This window comes from Candidatus Eisenbacteria bacterium, from assembly GCA_035577985.1.
Lineage (GTDB): Bacteria > Desulfobacterota > Binatia > DP-6 > DP-6 > DATJZY01.
Window position 1 is genome coordinate 79,414 of the sequence record DATJZY010000093.1, and the last position, 17,446, is coordinate 96,859.

General features: G+C 71.5%; 19 protein-coding genes. 7 read left to right on the top strand and 12 right to left on the bottom strand.

From position 1 onward, the window contains the following. Together VMS22_13220 and VMS22_13225 are read left to right on the top strand one after the other, a co-directional pair. Entirely contained in the window at positions 1 to 1,176 is a 1,176-nt protein-coding gene (locus tag VMS22_13220; protein HXJ34986.1) for an FAD-binding oxidoreductase, read from the top strand. 50 nt (positions 1,177 to 1,226) lie between these two features. After that, on the top strand, positions 1,227 to 1,982 hold the full coding sequence (locus VMS22_13225; GenBank protein HXJ34987.1) for an acetoacetate decarboxylase family protein: 756 nt from the start codon (positions 1,227 to 1,229) through the stop codon (positions 1,980 to 1,982). Between the two features lie 4 nt (positions 1,983 to 1,986). Here VMS22_13225 and VMS22_13230 read toward each other — a convergent pair whose 3' ends face one another. Together VMS22_13230 and VMS22_13235 are read right to left on the bottom strand one after the other, a co-directional pair. After that, a complete protein-coding gene (locus VMS22_13230) occupies positions 1,987 to 3,174 on the bottom strand; it encodes a cytochrome P450 (GenBank protein ID HXJ34988.1) in 1,188 nt (395 codons plus the stop codon). 22 nt (positions 3,175 to 3,196) lie between these two features. After that, positions 3,197 to 4,063, bottom strand: coding sequence for an LLM class F420-dependent oxidoreductase (locus tag VMS22_13235; protein HXJ34989.1), 867 nt, complete (start codon positions 4,061 to 4,063; stop codon positions 3,197 to 3,199). Positions 4,064 to 4,151: 88 nt separating this feature from the next. Between VMS22_13235 and VMS22_13240 the strand changes: the two genes are divergently transcribed. Continuing rightward, positions 4,152 to 5,360 (top strand): heterodisulfide reductase-related iron-sulfur binding cluster, encoded by a 1,209-nt coding sequence (locus VMS22_13240; protein HXJ34990.1) that lies wholly within the window; start codon positions 4,152 to 4,154, stop codon positions 5,358 to 5,360. 4 nt (positions 5,361 to 5,364) lie between these two features. On the opposite strand, the gene VMS22_13245 is transcribed toward VMS22_13240, so the two are convergent. Together VMS22_13245 and VMS22_13250 are read right to left on the bottom strand one after the other, a co-directional pair. After that, positions 5,365 to 6,135: a glutathione S-transferase gene (locus VMS22_13245; protein ID HXJ34991.1), complete on the bottom strand. Its 771-nt coding sequence runs from the start codon at positions 6,133 to 6,135 to the stop codon at positions 5,365 to 5,367. Between the two features lie 5 nt (positions 6,136 to 6,140). Beyond that, positions 6,141 to 6,782, bottom strand: a complete 642-nt coding sequence (locus VMS22_13250) for a glutathione S-transferase family protein (protein ID HXJ34992.1) — start codon at positions 6,780 to 6,782, stop codon at positions 6,141 to 6,143. Between the two features lie 95 nt (positions 6,783 to 6,877). Here VMS22_13250 and VMS22_13255 point away from each other — a divergent pair, with 95 nt between their 5' ends. The 4 genes from VMS22_13255 (at position 6,878) to VMS22_13270 (ending at position 9,510) form a co-directional block, all read left to right on the top strand. Beyond that, on the top strand, positions 6,878 to 7,480 hold the full coding sequence (locus tag VMS22_13255; protein HXJ34993.1) for a class I SAM-dependent methyltransferase: 603 nt from the start codon (positions 6,878 to 6,880) through the stop codon (positions 7,478 to 7,480). After that, positions 7,477 to 8,883: an amidase gene (locus VMS22_13260; GenBank protein HXJ34994.1), complete on the top strand. Its 1,407-nt coding sequence runs from the start codon at positions 7,477 to 7,479 to the stop codon at positions 8,881 to 8,883. The genes VMS22_13255 and VMS22_13260 overlap by 4 nt, the downstream gene beginning before the upstream one ends. A gap of 61 nt (positions 8,884 to 8,944) precedes the next feature. Further along, positions 8,945 to 9,190 carry a hypothetical protein gene (locus VMS22_13265; protein HXJ34995.1) on the top strand — a complete coding sequence of 82 codons (246 nt, stop codon included), beginning with the start codon at positions 8,945 to 8,947 and terminating at the stop codon, positions 9,188 to 9,190. Beyond that, a complete protein-coding gene (locus tag VMS22_13270) occupies positions 9,187 to 9,510 on the top strand; it encodes a type II toxin-antitoxin system PemK/MazF family toxin (protein ID HXJ34996.1) in 324 nt (107 codons plus the stop codon). Before VMS22_13265 ends, VMS22_13270 begins: the two co-directional genes overlap by 4 nt. On the opposite strand, the gene VMS22_13275 is transcribed toward VMS22_13270, so the two are convergent. From VMS22_13275 to VMS22_13310, 8 genes are all read right to left on the bottom strand, one after another. After that, positions 9,495 to 9,926 (bottom strand): hydrogenase, encoded by a 432-nt coding sequence (locus tag VMS22_13275; protein ID HXJ34997.1) that lies wholly within the window; start codon positions 9,924 to 9,926, stop codon positions 9,495 to 9,497. The genes VMS22_13270 and VMS22_13275 overlap by 16 nt on opposite strands. Further along, the gene (locus VMS22_13280) at positions 9,926 to 10,711 is read right to left on the bottom strand and encodes a glucose 1-dehydrogenase (protein ID HXJ34998.1); all 786 of its coding nucleotides are present in this window, start codon (positions 10,709 to 10,711) and stop codon (positions 9,926 to 9,928) included. The genes VMS22_13275 and VMS22_13280 overlap by 1 nt, the downstream gene beginning before the upstream one ends. Before the next feature lie 10 nt (positions 10,712 to 10,721). Continuing rightward, on the bottom strand, positions 10,722 to 11,837 hold the full coding sequence (locus VMS22_13285; GenBank protein HXJ34999.1) for an ABC transporter permease: 1,116 nt from the start codon (positions 11,835 to 11,837) through the stop codon (positions 10,722 to 10,724). Beyond that, positions 11,834 to 12,955: an ABC transporter permease gene (locus VMS22_13290; protein HXJ35000.1), complete on the bottom strand. Its 1,122-nt coding sequence runs from the start codon at positions 12,953 to 12,955 to the stop codon at positions 11,834 to 11,836. Before VMS22_13290 ends, VMS22_13285 begins: the two co-directional genes overlap by 4 nt. Before the next feature lie 136 nt (positions 12,956 to 13,091). Beyond that, entirely contained in the window at positions 13,092 to 14,030 is a 939-nt protein-coding gene (locus VMS22_13295) for an ABC transporter ATP-binding protein (GenBank protein HXJ35001.1), read from the bottom strand. Next, positions 14,027 to 14,938 (bottom strand): ABC transporter ATP-binding protein, encoded by a 912-nt coding sequence (locus VMS22_13300; GenBank protein ID HXJ35002.1) that lies wholly within the window; start codon positions 14,936 to 14,938, stop codon positions 14,027 to 14,029. Before VMS22_13300 ends, VMS22_13295 begins: the two co-directional genes overlap by 4 nt. Continuing rightward, complete coding sequence (locus VMS22_13305) at positions 14,935 to 15,912, bottom strand: HlyD family efflux transporter periplasmic adaptor subunit (GenBank protein ID HXJ35003.1); 978 nt, start codon at positions 15,910 to 15,912, stop codon at positions 14,935 to 14,937. The genes VMS22_13300 and VMS22_13305 overlap by 4 nt, the downstream gene beginning before the upstream one ends. Before the next feature lie 2 nt (positions 15,913 to 15,914). Next, positions 15,915 to 17,357, bottom strand: a complete 1,443-nt coding sequence (locus tag VMS22_13310; GenBank protein HXJ35004.1) for a TolC family protein — start codon at positions 17,355 to 17,357, stop codon at positions 15,915 to 15,917. Positions 17,358 to 17,446: the final 89 nt, after the last annotated feature.

Sequence of the window (17,446 nt, forward strand, 5' to 3'; positions counted from 1 at the left end):
GTGCCGTCGCCCGAGGCGGTCGACGGCGTCGTGGCGCAGTCGGTCGTGCGTCCGGGCTCGGTCGCCGAGGTGCAGGCCGTCGTGCGCGCGGGCCGGCCGCTCGTCGTCTCGGGACTCGGCGCGCACCTCGACGTCGGAGCGCCTCCGGCGCGCATCGACGCGCTCGTCCGCATGGATCGGGTCGAGCGCATCGTCGATCACGAAGCCGCCGACATGACCGTCACCGCGGAAGCCGGCTGCTCCCTCGCGACGCTGGAGCGGGTGCTCGGCGCGGCCGGGCAGTGGCTTCCCCTCGATCCACCGTCGCCCGAGCGTACGACGGTGGGCGGGCTCATCGCCGCCAATCTCTCCGGCCCGCTGCGCGCCTCGCAAGGCACGGTGCGGGATCTTCTCATCGGCATCCGCACCGTCGACGCCGAGGGCCGGCTGGTCGCGAGCGGCGGCAAGGTGGTGAAGAACGTGGCCGGGTACGACCTGCCGAAGCTCCACATCGGCGCGCTCGGCACCGTCGGCGTCGTCGTCGAGGCGACGTTCAAGCTGCGACCACGGCCCGAGCTCGAGGAAGCGGCGCTCCTTCATGCGGGCACGCTCGCCGCCGCCGCCGACCTCGCGCTCGCGGTGCGCGACGTCCTGGATCCGCTCTGGCTCGAAGCCGGCACGCTCGAGCGCGGCCCCGGTGTCGCGGTGGGCGTGGGCGGCATCGCACCGGAGATCGCCGCCGCCCGGCGCACGATCGAAGCCGTGGGCGCACGCAGCGGCCTCGCCGTGGAGTGGACGCGGGACGGCGCCGCGCTCCGTCGCAGCCTGGGCGCGTTTCCGGTCACGCCGGCGCTCGCCGTGGTTCGCGCGAGCGTGCTGCCGACGGAGGTGGGCGCCACGATGGCGGAGCTGCACCGGATCGCCGGCGACGTTCCGGTGCTGTCGCACGTCGCGAACGGCGTGGTTCGCGCGCGGCTCGACGACGCCGAGGCGCTCCGCAGGATCCTCGCGGAGCTGCGTCCCGCGATCGAAGCCGCCGGCGGATTCCTCGTCGTCGAGCGCGCTCGTCCCGACGCCAAACGGCACGTCGACGTGTGGGGTCGGCTCGGCCCCGATCTCGCCCTCATGCGGCGCGTGAAGGCGGCGTACGACCCCGGCGGCATCTTCGCTCCCGGACGCTTCGTCGGGGGGCTGTGACGTCTTCCGCTGCAGGTGACGGCCAGGCGGCCCCCTGGTAGACAGCGCCCATGGCAGCACCGAGCGTCACCGAGCCCCGCCACTACGTCTTCCAGGGGCGCGAGGTGACGCTGCCCGTCGTCGTCCGCGACGCCTCGTCGACCGCGGCGACCTACGCCGTCGACGCCACCGCCGCGCGGGCGCTCTTGCGCGGTCCGGAGCTGGACGTCGTCGAGATCTTCCCCGGCCAGGCGCTCTTCAGCATCGCGTGCATCGACTACCGCGACAACGACCTCGGCGACTACAACGAGGTGTCGCTCGCCCTCTTCGTGCGCTTGCGGGGCGAGCGACCGCTCGTGCCCTACCTGGGCAACGTCGTCGATTTCTTCCGCAACCGCCTCGCGACCTACATCGTGCACCTGCCGGTCACGCAGAGCTTCACGCGCGACGCGGGGGAGGGCATCTGGGGCTTCCCGAAGACGGTGCAGCGGATCGAGTTCGAGGACACCGACCGGCGCCGCACGTGCACGCTCGACATGGACGGACGGCACGTGCTCCGATTCTCGTCGTCGCGCGGCGGGCGTTTCACGCTGCCGGACGTGTCGATGACGACGTACGGCTACGTGGACGGCGTGCTGCACCGCACGGGATTCACGGCCGGGGCGACGGAGGTGGGCTTCGGGATCGGCGGCGCGGAGCTCGCGCTCGGCGATCATCCCATCGCCGACGAGCTGCGGCGCCTGGGGCTCCCCCGCATGGCGCTCATGACCGTGTGGATGGGCCACCAGCACGGACGCTTCGAGGCGCCCGTGCGCGTCGAGACCTAGCGCCTCAGGATCGCGTCGCGAACGCGATCGGGAGACGCAGGGGCCCGTTGATCCCGACCGGCGGCTTCCACTCCGCCCCGTCCTCGAGCTTCGGGCACGTGATGCGCGCGGTGAGGGCGGCGAGCGCCTCCTGCAGCTCCGCGCGCGCGAGCGCGGCGCCGAGACAGAAGTGCGCGCCGTGGCCGAACGCCAGGTGCGGCACCTCGCCGTTGCGGGCGGGATTCACCTCTTCGGGGCGGGGGAAGGCGCGTTCGTCGTGGTCGGCGCTCCAGATCGAGAGGAAGAGCGGCGTGCCGGGTTCGAGCCGCTCGCCGTCGTGCTCGAGCGGCTCGGACACGGTGCGACCGACGCCGGTCGCCGCCGACCGGAAGCGGAGGACCTCTTCGATCACGTCGGCGACGGCGAGCGACCCGGCGGCGACCGCGTCCCAGATATCGGGACGACCCGACAGCACGGCGATCGTCCAGCCGAGCTGGTTCTTGGTCGTCTCGTGCCCGGCGAAGACGAGCCCGGCGATCGCGGAGCGCGTCTGGAAGAGGTCCCAGCCGTCCTCGTAGGCGGCCTGGGCGATGCGGCTCACGAGGTCGTCCTTCGGATCGGCGCGGCGCTTCTCCGCCAGCTCGCCCGTGTAGTCGAGGAGCTGCAAGAGCGCTGCGTCGATCTCGCCGATCCGGGTCCCGAGCTCGATCGGGCTGAAGCCGAGCCCGATCGTGTTCGCCCAGCCGCGGAACCGGTCGCGGTCCTCCTTCGGCACGCCGATCAGCTCGCAGAGGCCGAAGGAGGGGTAGGCGTCCGCGAACTCACCCACGAACTCGCAGCGGCCGCGCGGGGCGAAGACGTCGATCAGCGCGTGCGCGGTCTCGCGCAGGAACGGACGGATCTTCTCGACGCTGCGAGGAGTGAACGTGCGTGACATGAGTGCGCGCCAGCGCAGGTGGTCGGCGCCGTCCCGGTTGAGGGGCGACTGCGCCATCCAGTCGTAGAACGTCCCCGACGTGACGCCGAGGTTGTGCATGAAGTCGACGAAGTTCGCGCGCAGGCGCGGATCGGCCAGGAAGGAGCGGACCTCATCGTGCCGGACGACGCCCGTCACGAAGTCGAAGTCGGCGAGCCACCCCGTGTCGCGCGCGTGCTTCAAGGCTCCCATGGGATCGCTGACCGCTTCGGCCATCTCGACGCGGGCTCTCGCCATCGTGGTCTCCTCGGGGCGCGGATCAGCGCCCGACTTTGGCGATCAGGTTGCCGAGCTTCTCGAGGCCCTGGGTGAGGCCCTCTGGATCGAACGCCGGCGGCGGCACCATGAAGCGCGACACGCCGAGGTCGCGCAGCTCCTTCACCGAGTCGGGCGTCGGGATCGCGCGACCCGACGTGATCTCGATCGTGCCCGGATCGCGTCCGATCTTCTTGCACTCCTCGCGCATCACGCCGAGGAGCCAGCGCAGCTTCTCGTCGTCGGTGACGCCGGGGAAGAAGCCGTCGCCGTAGCGCGCGGCACGGCGCGCGGCGAGCTCGGTGTGTCCGCCGACGACGATCGGCACGCCCGGCTTCTGGATCGGCTTCGGGTTCGATTCGAGCTTGTTCCAGCGGTAGAACTTGCCGTGGAAGGGCTCGGGCTCGTCCTTCCAGAGCGCGCGCATGGCGCGCACCATCTCCGCGGTGCGTGCGGCGCGCTCTTCGAACGGGATGCCGAGAGCCTGGAATTCCTCCTCGAGCCAACCGACGCCGATGCCGAGGATCACGCGGCCGTGCGACAGCACGTCGAGCGACGCGACTTCCTTGGCGACGTAGAGCGGATGGCGCTGCGGCAGGATGACGATACCGGTCGCGAGCTTGATCGTCTTGGTGACCGCCGCCGCGTACCCGAGCCACACCAGTGGATCGGGCATCGGCATCTGCTCGGGCGCCGGGATCTTCCCCGAGGGATCGTACGGATAGGTCGACTTGTAGCCGACGGGGATGACCACGTGCTCGATCGTCCACAGCGACTCGATGCCGCAGCGCTCCGCGGTCTGGGCCGCGTGCGTCAGCAGCTCGGGGAAGGCGAACGGGCCGGCGTTGGCGTACATGAGGCCGAATTTCATGCGGCCCTGGTACTACGGCCGGCGCCGCGAGGGAACGGGGCGGCCTCGGGGCGTCGAGCGGGCGCCGGCGTTCGGCTAGAGTCGGGCGGTGGGGTTGGTCGACCAGGCGGCGCTCGACGCGTGCGTGCACTGCGGGCTCTGCCTCGCCGCCTGCCCGACCTACGTCGAGCTCGGCACCGAGGCCGACTCGCCGCGCGGTCGGATCCAGCTCGTGCGCGGGCTCTCGGACGGCACGCTCACGCCCACGGCGGAGGTGACGCGGCATCTGGACCTCTGCCTCGGTTGCCGCGCCTGCGAGACGGCGTGTCCCTCGGGCGTTCCCTACGGACGGATCATCGAAGCCGCGCGCCCCGCCGTGGAGGCGCGGCGCTCCGCGCCGATGCGCGCCGCGCGCCGCGCCCTCGCGACGGTCCTCACGTCGCCGGGCCTGCGGCGCCTCGCATTCGCTCCGGCGCGCCTCGTCGCGGGCCGACGGGCGTTCGCACGCGTGCCGCTCGCTCGCTACGCGACGGCGCTGCCGCGCACGCGACCGCCCGCGCTCGCGGCGGTGATCGAACCCGAGGGCACGCCGCGGGGAACCGCCGTCCTCCTCACCGGGTGCGTTGCGGACGAGCTCTTCCCGGCGACCAACGTCGCGACCGCACACCTCCTCGCGCGCGCCGGCGCTCGCGTTCTCGTGCCCCGCGACCTCGGCTGCTGCGGTGCGCTCGCAGCGCATCTCGGCGTCACGGACCAGGCGGCGCGGCTCGCGAGCAACGTCGCGCGCGTCGTCCACGAGAGCGGCGCGGACTGGATCGTGTCGAACGCCGCGGGGTGCGGGGCGCACCTGCGCGGCGTGGCCCACGTGCTGCCCGGCGATCGTGCGGCGGCCCGCGTCGCGGCGGTCGCACGCGATGCGCTCGAACTGCTGGCGGAGCTGGGTCTGCCGCCGCCGCGCGGACGGCTCGACCGGCGCGTCGCCGTGCACGACCCCTGCCATCTCGCGCACGGGCAGGGCGTCCGCACGCAGGTGCGCGCGCTGCTCTCGACCATCCCCGGCGTGACGCTCGTCGAGCTGCCCGAATCCGATTGGTGCTGCGGCAGCGCGGGAACCTACAACCTCACCGAGCCCGCGATGGCGGCACGCCTGCTCGGGCGCAAGCTGGCCCGCGTGGAGGAGAGTCGCGCCGAGATCGTGGCGGCGGCGAACCCCGGCTGCCTGCTCCAGATGCGCGCCGGTGCGATCGGCCGCGGGCTCGACGTCGTCGTCGAGCATCCGATCGACCTCCTCGCCGCTGCGCACGCCGCCGGCGCGTAGCGCGCTACGCGTTCACGGCCGCCGACGTCCCGCGATGCCGGCGGTACATCTCGCGCGCCCACTCGAAGCCACGCCGCTTCTCGAACCGCGACTGGAAGTCGAGCGCGACCTCGGGAAGCGGTGGCGGCCGGTACGGGTATTCGGGCGGGAAGGTGAGCGGTGAGAGGAGCGCCGCACCAGTGAGATCGGCGACGCTGAACGTGTCGCCCACGAGATAGCCCGTCGGCCCGATCTCGCGCTCGAGGCGGTCGAAAGCGGCCTCGAAGCGCGCAAGGCTCCGCGCCGCGCCGTCGTCGGTGATGCCCATGTCCATGCGCATCGCGACGCGCGTGAGCGGAAAGGTCGCGCGATACACCGCGCGCGCCACCGCGCCGAACCCCGGCGACATGAGGTCCGCGGTGAAGCCCGCGTCGGGCAGGACCATGTGGAAGAGATAGCGGCGGATGTGGACGCCGATCTCGTCGTCGAAGAACTCCTCGAGCTCGAGCGCGCGCTGCCGGGCGGCGGCGTCGGCGGGGTAGAGCGGACGCTCGGGGAAGCGGCGCTCGAGCTCGGCGATGATGCGGGTGGAGTCGGTGATCGTCTGCCCATCGATCTGCAGGACCGGCACCGATTTCTGGCCGGAGATCCACATGACGACCGGCATGTGGGGGCCGGGGAGTAGCGAACGGCGTTCGTGACGGACGCCCTTCCAGTCGAGCGCCCAGCGCGCCTTCTCGTTGAAGTGCGAGGCCTTGAACTGCCAGAGGACGGGAACGCCGTTCGCTGCCGCCATGGCGATCAGAGCCCGTACTGCGCCTTCTCCTCCGAAATGCACGCCTTGAACGATGGCCGCTCGTGGATGCGGGCGACGTAGCGCGCGAGCTTCGGGTACTTCTGCGTGTCGACGCCGTAGCCCGCGTGGAAGAGGTTCACGAACATCGAGCACACGGCGATGTCGCCGACCGAGAGCTGTCCGCCCGCGAGGTAGTCGCCGGTGAGCTGGCTCTCCAGGTACGCGCAGATGACCGGCACCTCCTCCGCGACGGCCTTGTCGACGATCTCCTGGTTGGTCGGGCGATTGAAGAACTTGGGGTTGACGACCTTCTCGAAGAAGATCTTCGGGCCGAACACGCTCACGATCGCGGAGTCGGCGTACTCCTCGAACCAGAGTGCGCGCGCGTACTCGTACGGGTCGCTCGGATAGAGCGTCGGCGAGGGATGTTTCTTCTCGAGGTAGGCGCAGATGATCGACGAATCCGAGAAGCCCTTGTCGCCGTCCTTGAAGGCCGGGACTTTTCCAAGGGGGGAGAGCTTGCGGAACTCTTCGTCCTGCGCGCCGGGGAAAGTGGGCTGTAGCTCATAGGCGATGCCCTTCTCAGCGAGCGCGACGCGAACCTTGCGAACGAACGGGGACGCATTCACTCCGAGCACGGTCGGCATTGGTGAGATCCTCCTGGATGCCCGAGAGACGCCCGCGTGCGTGCCGAGTCAAGGGGACGTTGACCCGGCAGGCGCGGCGAGGTTAAGCGATCCGGATGGCCGATGGGCATCCGTGGCTCGCGCGCATCCTCGACTACGCGATGCGCCCGCTCTACCCGGCCCGCCGCTTCGTCGTGCCGGAGGCCACGGGTCGCGTGCTCGAGGTCGGCGTCGGCACGGGCCTCAACTTCCGCCTCTACGGAAAGATCGACGAGCTGCAGGGCGTCGATCCCGACCCCTACATGCTCGAGCGCGCGCGACCGCGGGCCAAGGAGCTGCCGTTCCCGACCGAGCTGCACCAGACCGGTGCCGAGCGCATGCCGTTCGCGGACGCGCACTTCGACACCGCCGTCATCACGTTCACGCTGTGCACGATTCCCGACCCGCCCGCGGCGCTCGCCGAGGTGCGGCGAGTCCTCCGACCCGGCGGGCGTCTCCTGTTCGTCGAGCACACGCGGTCGGTCCAGCCGATGGCAGCCCGCCTGCAGGACCTCGCGACGCCGCTCTGGAAGACGATCGGGGGCGGCTGCCACTTGAATCGTCCAGCCGTCGACATGGTTCGCGACGCCGGATTCGACGTGCGCGAGACGCTTCCCGTGTGGGGCGAGCGCTGGACGCTGACGCCGGTGTATCGAGGCCACGCCCTGAGGCCCGCGTGAGCGACCCGACCGATCTCACCCTGGCGGCCGCGGGCGACGCGCTGCGGGCGGGGCGCATCTCGCCGGTCGAGCTGACGAACGCCTACCTCGCGCGCATCGAGCGGACGAACCCGGTGCTGAACGCCTACGTCACCGTCACCGCCGAGCGCGCCCTCGCCGACGCGAAGCGCGCCACCGACGAGATCGCGCGCGGCGGTCATCGTGGACCGCTGCACGGCGTTCCGATCGGATTGAAGGATCTGGTCGACACCGCCGGGATCCGCACGACCTACGGATCGAAGGTGCACGCCGCGCACGTTCCGACGACAGACGCGGCGGTGGTCGTGCGGCTCGCCGCCGCCGGCGCGGTGCTGCTCGGCAAGCTCAACACGCACGAGTACGCGTTCGGCGTGACGACGAACAACCCGCACCACGGCCCGACGCGCAATCCGTGGGATCCGACGCGCATTCCCGGCGGGTCGAGCGGCGGATCGGGCGCCGCCGTCGCGGCGCGGATCGCCTGTGCGGCGATCGGAACCGACACCGGCGGGAGCATCCGGATCCCGGCCGCGGTGTGCGGCGTCGTCGGTCTCAAGCCCACCTTCGGTCGCGTCTCGAAGGCGGGCGTCTTCCCCATGTCGTACCTCTTCGACCACGTGGGACCGCTCGCGCGCACGGTCGAAGACGCGGCGATCATGCTCGGGGCGATCGCCGGCTACGACGCCGCCGATCCCAAATCCGTGCCGATGCCCGTCCTCGACTGGCGCACGGGGCTCGCGCGCGGCGCGCACGGCCTGCGCATCGGCGTGCCACGGAGCCGGCTCTTCGCGCCGCTCGACGCCGGCGTCGCGTCGGCGATCGAGGCGGCGCTCGACGTGCTCCGCCCTCTCGGCGCGACGATCCGCGACGTCGAGATCCCGGAGCTCCCCATGCCCGGCATGTTCGAGCTCATCATCTCCGAGGCGAAGGAGATCCACGCCGCGACGCTGGCGCATCGCAAGAGCGATCTCGGCGTCGATCTGCAGACCTACCTCTCCTCCGAGATCGGCGACGCGGTGTGGATGGCGGGCGCGCTCCGGCAGGTGGCGCAGTACGCGGCCGCGCTGCGCGCGGTGCTCGAAGAGGTCGATCTGCTCGCGCTTCCGACGTGTCCCATCCCGGCGCCCGCGATCGGCGCCGACATGGTGGACGTCGGCGGCGTCGAGATGCCGACCTTCTTCGCCATGGCGCTTCGGACCGCACCGTTCAACGCCGCAGGCCTACCGGCAATCTCGGTCCCCTGCGGCTTCTCGCGCGACGGCCTCCCGATCGGCCTTCAGCTCGCCGGCCGGCCGTTCGACGAGTCGACGGTGCTGCGCGCCGGCCACGCGTACGAGCAGGCGACCGACTGGCACACGCGCCGCCCGCCCGATTTGCGCGCGTGACATGGTTCCCACGTCGGGCTCGCTGCTTGCATCGTCACATCGTGGGCTCTACTAATTCAGCATGAAGGCCACTACCGTGAAGGTAGAGGGTGATCTACTTCAGGCCCTCGAGCGCAGCAAGCCGCCGCGCCAGAGCCTCTCGGCCTACGTTCGCTCCCTCCTTGAACAGGCGCTCGCCCGCCAGCGGATGGTGGAAGCGGCCGACCGCTACGCGGACTTCGTGCGCGAGACCCCGGACGAGCGCACGTGGCTCGCGGAATGGGACAGCGCCGACCTGATCACCCCGCCCAAGCGGAGGCGGCGGTGAGGCGCGGCAGCGTCTACTGGATCAACCTCGAGCCGGCCTCACCTCCCGAGCTCGGCAAGGTGCGCCCGGCGATCGTAGTCTCCAACACCGTCCACAACGAACGGCTCGATTCGGTCGTCGTCGTGCCGCTCTCGAGTCGGGCGCCCGAGATCTGGCCGCTTCGGCTCGAGATCCAGATTCGTGGGCTCCGAGAGTCGTACGCGGTCGTCCCCGGAATTCGTCAGGTGAGCAAGGCACGGCTCCACGAGCTCGCGGCGCAGGCACCAGGCATTGCGATCAAGCGGCTCGAAGCTGCTCTGGCCGCCTATCTGGGCGATTGACGCCGCAGGCCCCAGAGCGCCATCACGCAGCCCGCCAGGAGCGCGACCGCGCCGACCGTCAGCCCCGCTTCGACGAGCGCCTCCTGCCATGCCGTCCCCGCGTGGCCCTGACCGTGGAGCGGCGTCGAGCGGCTCGTGCCGAAGACGCCGGCGAAAAACAGCGAGACCGAGCTGACGTAGCTGCCGTCGACCACGAGCCAGTACGCGATCGAGCTCGCGCGCGCCGAGAGCCGGAGGTGCGGCCAGAAGGCGCCCATTGCGATGACGAGGATGCCGTTCATCACGGTGCCTGTGTGGGCCGAGAGGCCGATGCGCGGGTTCGCCACCTGCTGCACGACGGCTCCCATGAGGAGTCCCGCCAGCACGAGCACCATGCCGTGCCAGAAGACGCGCCGCGCACGCTCGCCCGGATCCATCACAGATCCGAGAGGTCGAGCGGCCAGTTCGACTTGTCCGTCCCGCCGTCGACCTCGAAGATCTTCCCCGTGACCCAGCTCGACGCCGACGACGCCAGGTAGAGCGCCATGAGCGCGATGTCCTCGGGTTGCCCGATGCGGCGCATCGGCGTCATCGAGGCCATCTTCGCTTCGAGGTCCTCGTTCAAGAAAGGCCGCAGCGCGCTCGTGTCGACGGCGCCGACGGCGATGGCGTTCACGCGGACCGTGGGCGCGACCTCCGCCGCCAGCGCGCGCGTCATGTAGTTGAGCGCCGCCTTCGACGTGCCGTAGGCGATGAACCCCGGATCGATCAGGCGGGAGATCGCCGACGAGACGTTGACGATCGCGCCGCCGCCCTGCTCGCGCATGTGCGGGATCGCCATCCGCGAGAGCAGGAACGCGTGCGTGACGTTGAAGCGGAAGGCGCCCTCCAGGAACCTCTCGTTCGTGCGCTGCCAGCCCTTGGGCGGCCAGCCGCCCGCGTTGTTCACCACGACGTCGACGCGGCCGAATTCGCGCAGCGTCTCCGCGACCAGGTGCTCGAGCTGCGATCGCTCGTTCACGTCGCACGCCACGGCGAGCGCACGGCGCCCGAAGCTCCGCACCTTCGCTGCCGTCGCGTCGATCTGCTCCTGCGTCCGAGCCGAGCAGACGACGTCGGCACCGACCTCCGCGAACGTCTCGGCGATCGCACGCCCGATGCCGCGGCCGGCGCCGGTGACGATCGCGACCTTGCCCACGAGTCGAAAGCGGTCGAGGATCATGGTCGCGCTTCTAGCCGAGCCGGGGCTTCATCCGCCAGCGGATCAGGGCGAGCAGGACGGCGAAGATGAGCACCAGGATCGCCGTCGGTACGAGCACGTCGATGATGCCGGTGCCGCGCCCGACGATGCGGCGGGACGCGATCTGGAACCAGCGAAGCGGCAGTAGCCCGCCGATCTCGCGGATGGGATGCGGCATGAGCGCGTACGGCAGCATGATGCCGGAGAGGACGAACGACGGCATGATGAAGAAGACGGTGATGAAGACCGCCTGCGCGGAGGTGTGGGCGAGCGTCGAGACGAGGACGCCGATCGCGAGCGACGCGAGCACGAACGGCAGCGCGACGACGCACAGGAGAAGGAAGCTCCCGCGCGGCCAGAAGCCGAAGATCACGCCCGCGAGGACCGTCGCGAGCGCGAGCACGACGTAGCAGATGACGACGATGGGGAGGAGCTTGCCGAGCACGATCTCGATCGACGAGGTCGGGAGCGAGAGCATCTGCTCGTAGGTGCCGTTCTCGCGCTCGCCGACGAGGCCGAGGCTCGTCCCGGACATGCAGAGGTTGGTCAGCAGGATGCCGGCGAGGGCGGCCAGGTAGAAGAGGCGGTCGGTGAGCGTCGGGTTGAAGCGGAAGCGCTGGCGCACGTCGATCGGGCCGGCGCGGACCGGCCGCGTCGCCGTGTCGGCACGAAAAGCCGACGCGATCGCGCTCACGACGCCGCCGATGCGTGCCGCCGAGAGCGGCTCGCTGCCGTCGAGCAGGAGCTGCACGCGCGCCTGCCCGCGGGCGGCGTCGCGCTCGAAGGTCTCGGGGACGACGACGAAGGCCAGCACCGAGCCACGCCCCAGGAGCCGCTCTCCCTCACGGTAGGAGTACACCGGCTGCGGCGGGAGGAAATACTCGGTGCGCCCGACGCTCTCGACGAAGCGGCGTGAGAGCGCGGTGCCGTCGCGATCCAGCACGGCCCACGGGACGTTGCGGGGCTTGTAGCTGAGCGCGCCGCCGAACAGGAGCACCATGATGACCGGCTGGATCAGCATCATGGCCATCACCGCCGGGTCGTTGCGCAGGACGCGCGTCTCCTTGTAGGCGACGGCGAGCACGTTCGACCAGAACCGCCGCGTCATGCGCGCTGCTCGATCTTCCGGGATGCGTAGGCGATCAGCACGATGCCGCCGGCGACGATGAAGAGGATCTGGGGCCAGAGCGTCAGCGGCCCTTCGCCGCGCAGATAGATGGCGCGGCTCACCGTGATGTAGTGCGTGGCGGGGAAGATGGCCGTGACCCACTGGAGCCACTCCGGCATGTTCCGCACCGGCACGACGAACCCGGAGAGCTGCACGAGCGGGATGCTGAAGAGGACGCTGCGCTGCACCGCTTCGGCCGCCGATCGCGACGTGGCCGAGATGAGGAGGCCGATCGCGAGCGAGATGAGGACGTAGACCGCCGAGACGGCGAGGAAGAAGAGCAGGTTCCCGCGCGGCCAGACGCCGATGCCGAAGCCGGCGATGAGGGCCATCAAGAGGACGTCGAACGCGAACACGGCGCCCAGCGGCAGGAGCTTGCCGAGCAGGATCTCGAGCGAGGTCGCGGGCGTCACCTGGAGCTGCTCGAACGTGCCGGCCGCGCGCTCGCCCACGATCGAGACGGCCGTGATGAGCACGGTCAGGAACGAGAGCACGAAGCCGTAGACGCCCGACACCATGAACGCCGTGCCGTCGAGCTTCGGGTTGAAGAGCGTGCGGGTCGCGACCTCGACGCCCGGGCGCCGCGTCGTGCCCGGATCGGCGGCGAGCGCCGTCGCCGTCGTCTCGACGATGGCGCGGAGATACCCCTCGGCGTTCCCCGCCAGGACGGTTTCGGCGGCATCGTAGACGACCTCGATCTCCGGCGGCGGCCCGCCGTGGCGCGGTGCTTCGAGCCCGCGGTCGAAGTCGGGCGGGATGACGATCGCGGCCGTGAGCCGCCCCGACCCGATCGCGCGCTCGAGCGCGTCGCGCGTCGCGAAGGGCCGCGGAACGAAGTTGCCCTGCGCGGCGAGATCGGCGACCAGACGCCGGCTCGCCGTCGTGCCGGCCGCGTCGTGGACGCCCAGCTCGAGACCCTTCACCTCCGTCGTCAGGATGAAGCCGAAGAGCAGCAGCGCCGCGATCGGCACCGCGATGAGGATCGTCACGGTGAACGGATCGCGGAAGGTCGCGCGGACCTCGCGGACGATGAGGGTTCGCAGTCGCCGCCAGGTCATTTGAGAGGGGGTTCCCTGCGGGAACCCCCGCCGGAGGCCCCCGTGCGCGACGCGCCGAAGGCGCGTCGCTCCGATGGGCGTCGGCCGCGCTTTGCGCGGCCTCCCCGCTCGCGGCCTACGGCCGAGTGGGGAGTCACTATGCCGCCTCTCCCTGCGTCGCTTCGCGGGCGAGGACGGCGCGGAACACGTCGGTCATCGAGGGTTGGGCGATCTCGATCGTGGCGCCGGCTTCGCGCAGGCGCTCGAGCTCGGCGAGGAGGGGCGCATCCAGTGCGGGGATCGTCGCCTCCACGCCGTCCGGCCGCGGTGCGAGCGTCGCGCCGGCGTCGGTGAGGATCCGTGCCGCGCGTTCGCGCGACGCGGGGGGCGCCAGGACGCGGACGCCGTAGCCGCCCGAGTACCGGCGGCGCAGCGCTTCGGGCTCGGCGTCGGCGATCAGGCGGCCGGCCTCGATGAACGACACCCAGTCGCAGTACTCGACCTCCTCCAGGAAGTGTGTCGTCACGAACACGGTGACCCCGCGGTCGGCTTCCTCCTGGATGCGGTCCCAGAAGAGCCCGCGGCTCTCGACGTCGACGCCGGCCGTCGGCTCGTCGAGGAAGAGCAGGCGCGGGCGATGGAGCGTCGCCAGGGCGAGACCTGCGCGCTGGCGAATGCCCGCCGGGAGGTTCTCGGGCCGCTCGTTCTCGGCCTCGGAGAGCGCGAACCGCTCCCGCAGCTCGCCCCATCGCGTATCGAGGGCGCGGCCCTCGATGCCGTAGAGGCCGGCGTAGAACTCCACGTTCTCGCGGATCGAGAGCCCCTGGTAGAGGCTCACCTTCTGTCCCATGTAGCCGATCCGGTCGCGCACGCGGCGCGGACGCGCGATCACGTCGATGCCGTCGACGACGATCGAGCCCTCGGTCGGCTCGAGCACGCCGATCAGCATGCGGATCGTCGTGCTCTTGCCGGAGCCGTTCGCGCCCAGGAACGCGAAGATCGTTCCCGGCTCGACGGCGATCGTGAGGCTCGACACCGCGACGAAGTCGCCGAAGCGCTTGGTGAGGCCGCTCGTGCGGATGATCGGCTCGCTCATGCGTGCGTGCTCGCGAGGTGGCGGAGGGTCGACTCCATGTCCGCGGGCGCCGGCTCGACGAGGCGGACGCCGGGAAGGCGGCGGATCGCGTCGACGAGCGCCGCTCCGTCGGCGTCGGCCTCGATGCGCGCGAAGCGGGCCGCCGCGCGGGCGGCGACGACGCCCGCGATCCCGCGCGCGGCGCGCGCGATCGCCCGTGGATCGTCGCCCCAGGCGCGCACCAGCTCGCGCGGGTTCTGGTGCTGGAGCTCCGCGGGCGTGCCGCTCGCGACCACGCGGCCCTCGTCGAGGTAGACCAGGCGGTCGCACTGCTCGGCCTCGTCGAGATAGCTCGTGCTGACGACGACGAGCGCCGCCTCCTTCGCGCGCACGAGGATCGTCCAGATCTCGGCGCGCGCACCCACGTCGACGCCCGCCGTCGGCTCGTCGAGGATGATGAGCGCCGGCGCGGGCAGGAGCGCGTTCGCGATCGCGAGCTTCTGCTTCATGCCGCCCGAGAGCGCGCCGGCGAGCCGGTCGCCGAACGGCGCGAGCTGCGTGCGCGCGAGGAGATCCGTGGCGCGGCGCTCGAACTCGTCCTCCGCGATGCCGTGCAGCCGGCCCGTGAAGCGGAGGTTCTCGCGGACGGTGAGGTCGCGATGAAGGCCGAAGGCCTGCGGGAGGTAGCCGATGCGCCGCTTGAGCTCGGTCACGTCTTGGCGGAGATCGAAGCCGAGGACGGTCGCTTCGTCGGCCTCGATCTCGAGCAGACCCGCGAGGGAGCGCAGGAGCGTCGTCTTGCCGGCGCCGTCGGGACCCGTCACGCCGAGGATCTGACGCTGCTCGACCTGCAGGTCGATCCCCGCCAGCGCCGTGCGGCGCCCGAAGCGTTTTCGAAGACCACGCAGGCGGATCAGGGGCTCGCTCATGGCAGGTAGACGTTGCCCTCGGTGCCCGGCTGCAGCTTCTCGACCCCTTCCAGGACGCGGATCTTGGCGCGGTAGACCTGCGCCATGCGGTCCGAACGGGTCTCGATCTTCTCGGGCGTGAAGTTCGCCTGGTCGGCGACGAAGCTGACCTCGCCCGGGACGCGGTGGCCCGGCAGGCTGTCGAGCTCGATCTCGACCCGCCGGCCGAGCGTGAACGCGGCCACCTCGGCGACCGGCACGTAGACCTGCACGTACTTGTCGCGCGGATCGAGCACGGCGACGATGGGCGCGCCGGGCTGCGCCAGCTCGCCGGGCCAGATGTGCTGGGTCTGCACGACCGTGGGGACGGCCGGCGCGCGGATCTCGTACTTGGCGGCCGTCACGCGCAGCTCCTGGAGCTGCGCCTCGGTGAGCGTGCGGCGCTCGCGCAGGGTCGCGAGCTCGTTGGCGGTGACGGTGATGTTGCGCTCCTCGGCTTGCGTGCGGGCTCGCATCTCCCGCGCGCGCTCGAGGCCGCTCGCGGCCTGGTCGCGCTTCTGGCGCGCGTCGTCCAGGAGCTGCACGGTGCTGGCGCCCGTCTTCACGAGCTCGGCCTCGCGTCGCAGCGTCCGGTCGGCCACCTCCGCCGTCGTCGTCGCCTGGCGGAGGTCGGCGTCCGACGCGGCGAGGTTCCGCTCCCAGGTGCTGCGCACGAGTTCGACGCGCTCCTCGGCCGTCTTGATGTCGGCGTCGACGACGGCGAGCTCGCGCTCCTTCGACTGGAGCTTCGCCTGGATGTCCTGGTCGTCCAGCCGCGCGATCACCTCGCCGGCGGGAATCGTGTCGCCCTCGGCGAAGCGTACCTCGAGGACGCGCCCCGTCACCTCGCTGCGGATGACCCGCTCCTCGCCCTCGACGAAGCCGGTGTAGTGCGCCTCGCGGCGGCCGCAGGCCGTCGCCACGAGAAGCAGGAGGAGAGGGACGGTGCGTCGCATGGCTACCTCTGGGTGGGGAGGATCGGATCGAGCGGCAGGCCCATCACCTGCTGCAGCTCGGCGCGACGCGTGTGCGCCTGGTAGAGCGCCTGGGCGAGCACGCCGCGCTGCTGCGCCAGCAGCGCCTGCGCGTCGAGGACGTCCTCGGACGTCGCGCGTCCGACGTCGAACTGCTGCTCGCGGATGCGCAGGTTCTCCTCCGCCTGGTGGACGGCGACCTCTGCGGTCGCGAACGCGGCGAGCCGCTCCTCGGCCGCACGCTGCGTCGTGCGCACGGCGGTCTCGACCTCGCGCAGCGAGCGCTCGATGCGGACGCGGTTCTTGTCGGCCTCGATCCGCGCTTCCGCGATCTGCGCCTCGCGCCGGCCGTCGGTACCGATGTCCCACGCGAAGCCGACGAACGCCGAGCCCAGGCGCTGCGGCTGGAGGATGTCGGACGTGGAGTAGTCGATGGCGCCGCCGCCCTGGAGCCGGGGGAGCCGGCCGCGCGCGAGCGCGCTGGCGGTGTCCTCGAGCCGCTGCTGGTCCTCGAGCAGCGCCAGCAGGACGGGGTTGTGCGCATAGGCGTCCTTGAGCGCATCGGCGGGCGCCGGGACGGCGGGGCGCGCCCGGACGTCGGCGGCTTCGGTCGGCGCGTCGACCGGGCGGCCGATCGTCTGGTTGAGGTTCCAGCGCGCCTCGGCGATCTGCAGGTCGCGCTGGCGGACGATCTGCTCGGTGTTGCGGACGGCGACCTGGACGACCAGGAGCTCGTTCTTGGTGAGCCGGCCGGCCGCGACGCGGCTCTCGGCGTTCGCGAGCTGCTGGCGCTGGGCCGCGAGCGTCTGCTCGGCGACCTCCTTCAGCCGCTTCGCTTCGAGGAGGGCGAAGTAGCTCTGCACGGCGGAGACCTGCTCGCCGAGCACGGTCGCCCAGCGCCGCGCCGCTTCCGCCCGGTAGCCCGCCTGCGACGCCGTCAGCCCCTTCACGATCTCGCCCCACAGGTCGATCGGTACGGTCGCGGTGCCGTTGAAGGTGGCGAAGTCCTGCGGCTGGATCTCGAAGCCGGGCGGGATGCCGGGTGGCGGCGTGGTGGCGAAGTGCACCATCTGCGCCGAGGTGTACCAGGTCTGCCGTCCCCGGCCGGTCACGTTCGGCAGGAGGCGGCCGCGCGCGTCGGCGACCCGCTCGCCCGCGATCGCGACGTCGCGGTCGGCCTCCGCGATGCGGCGGTTGCCGCTGGTCGCGAGGCGCACCACGTCGTCCAGCGTGAGCGGTGCCGACGCGTCCTCCGGCGGCGCGACGTCCTCGCCTTCGAGCGTGATCTGCGCCGCGCGCGCCCGGGTCGCCATCTCCTCGGTCCGGCGCTCGACGCTCCAGCCGCCGTCGCCCTCGGGTCGCGTGAGGACGCGCGCCGGCCCGCAACCGAGGACGAGCACGAGCACGATCGCGATCTCAGCGCGCACGGCGCCTCCGCCGCCGGATGCGGTCGATGCCGGCCACCGAGAACGCGGCGATGTGCGCGGCCAGCCGGCGCGTGTACGCCGGCGAGAAC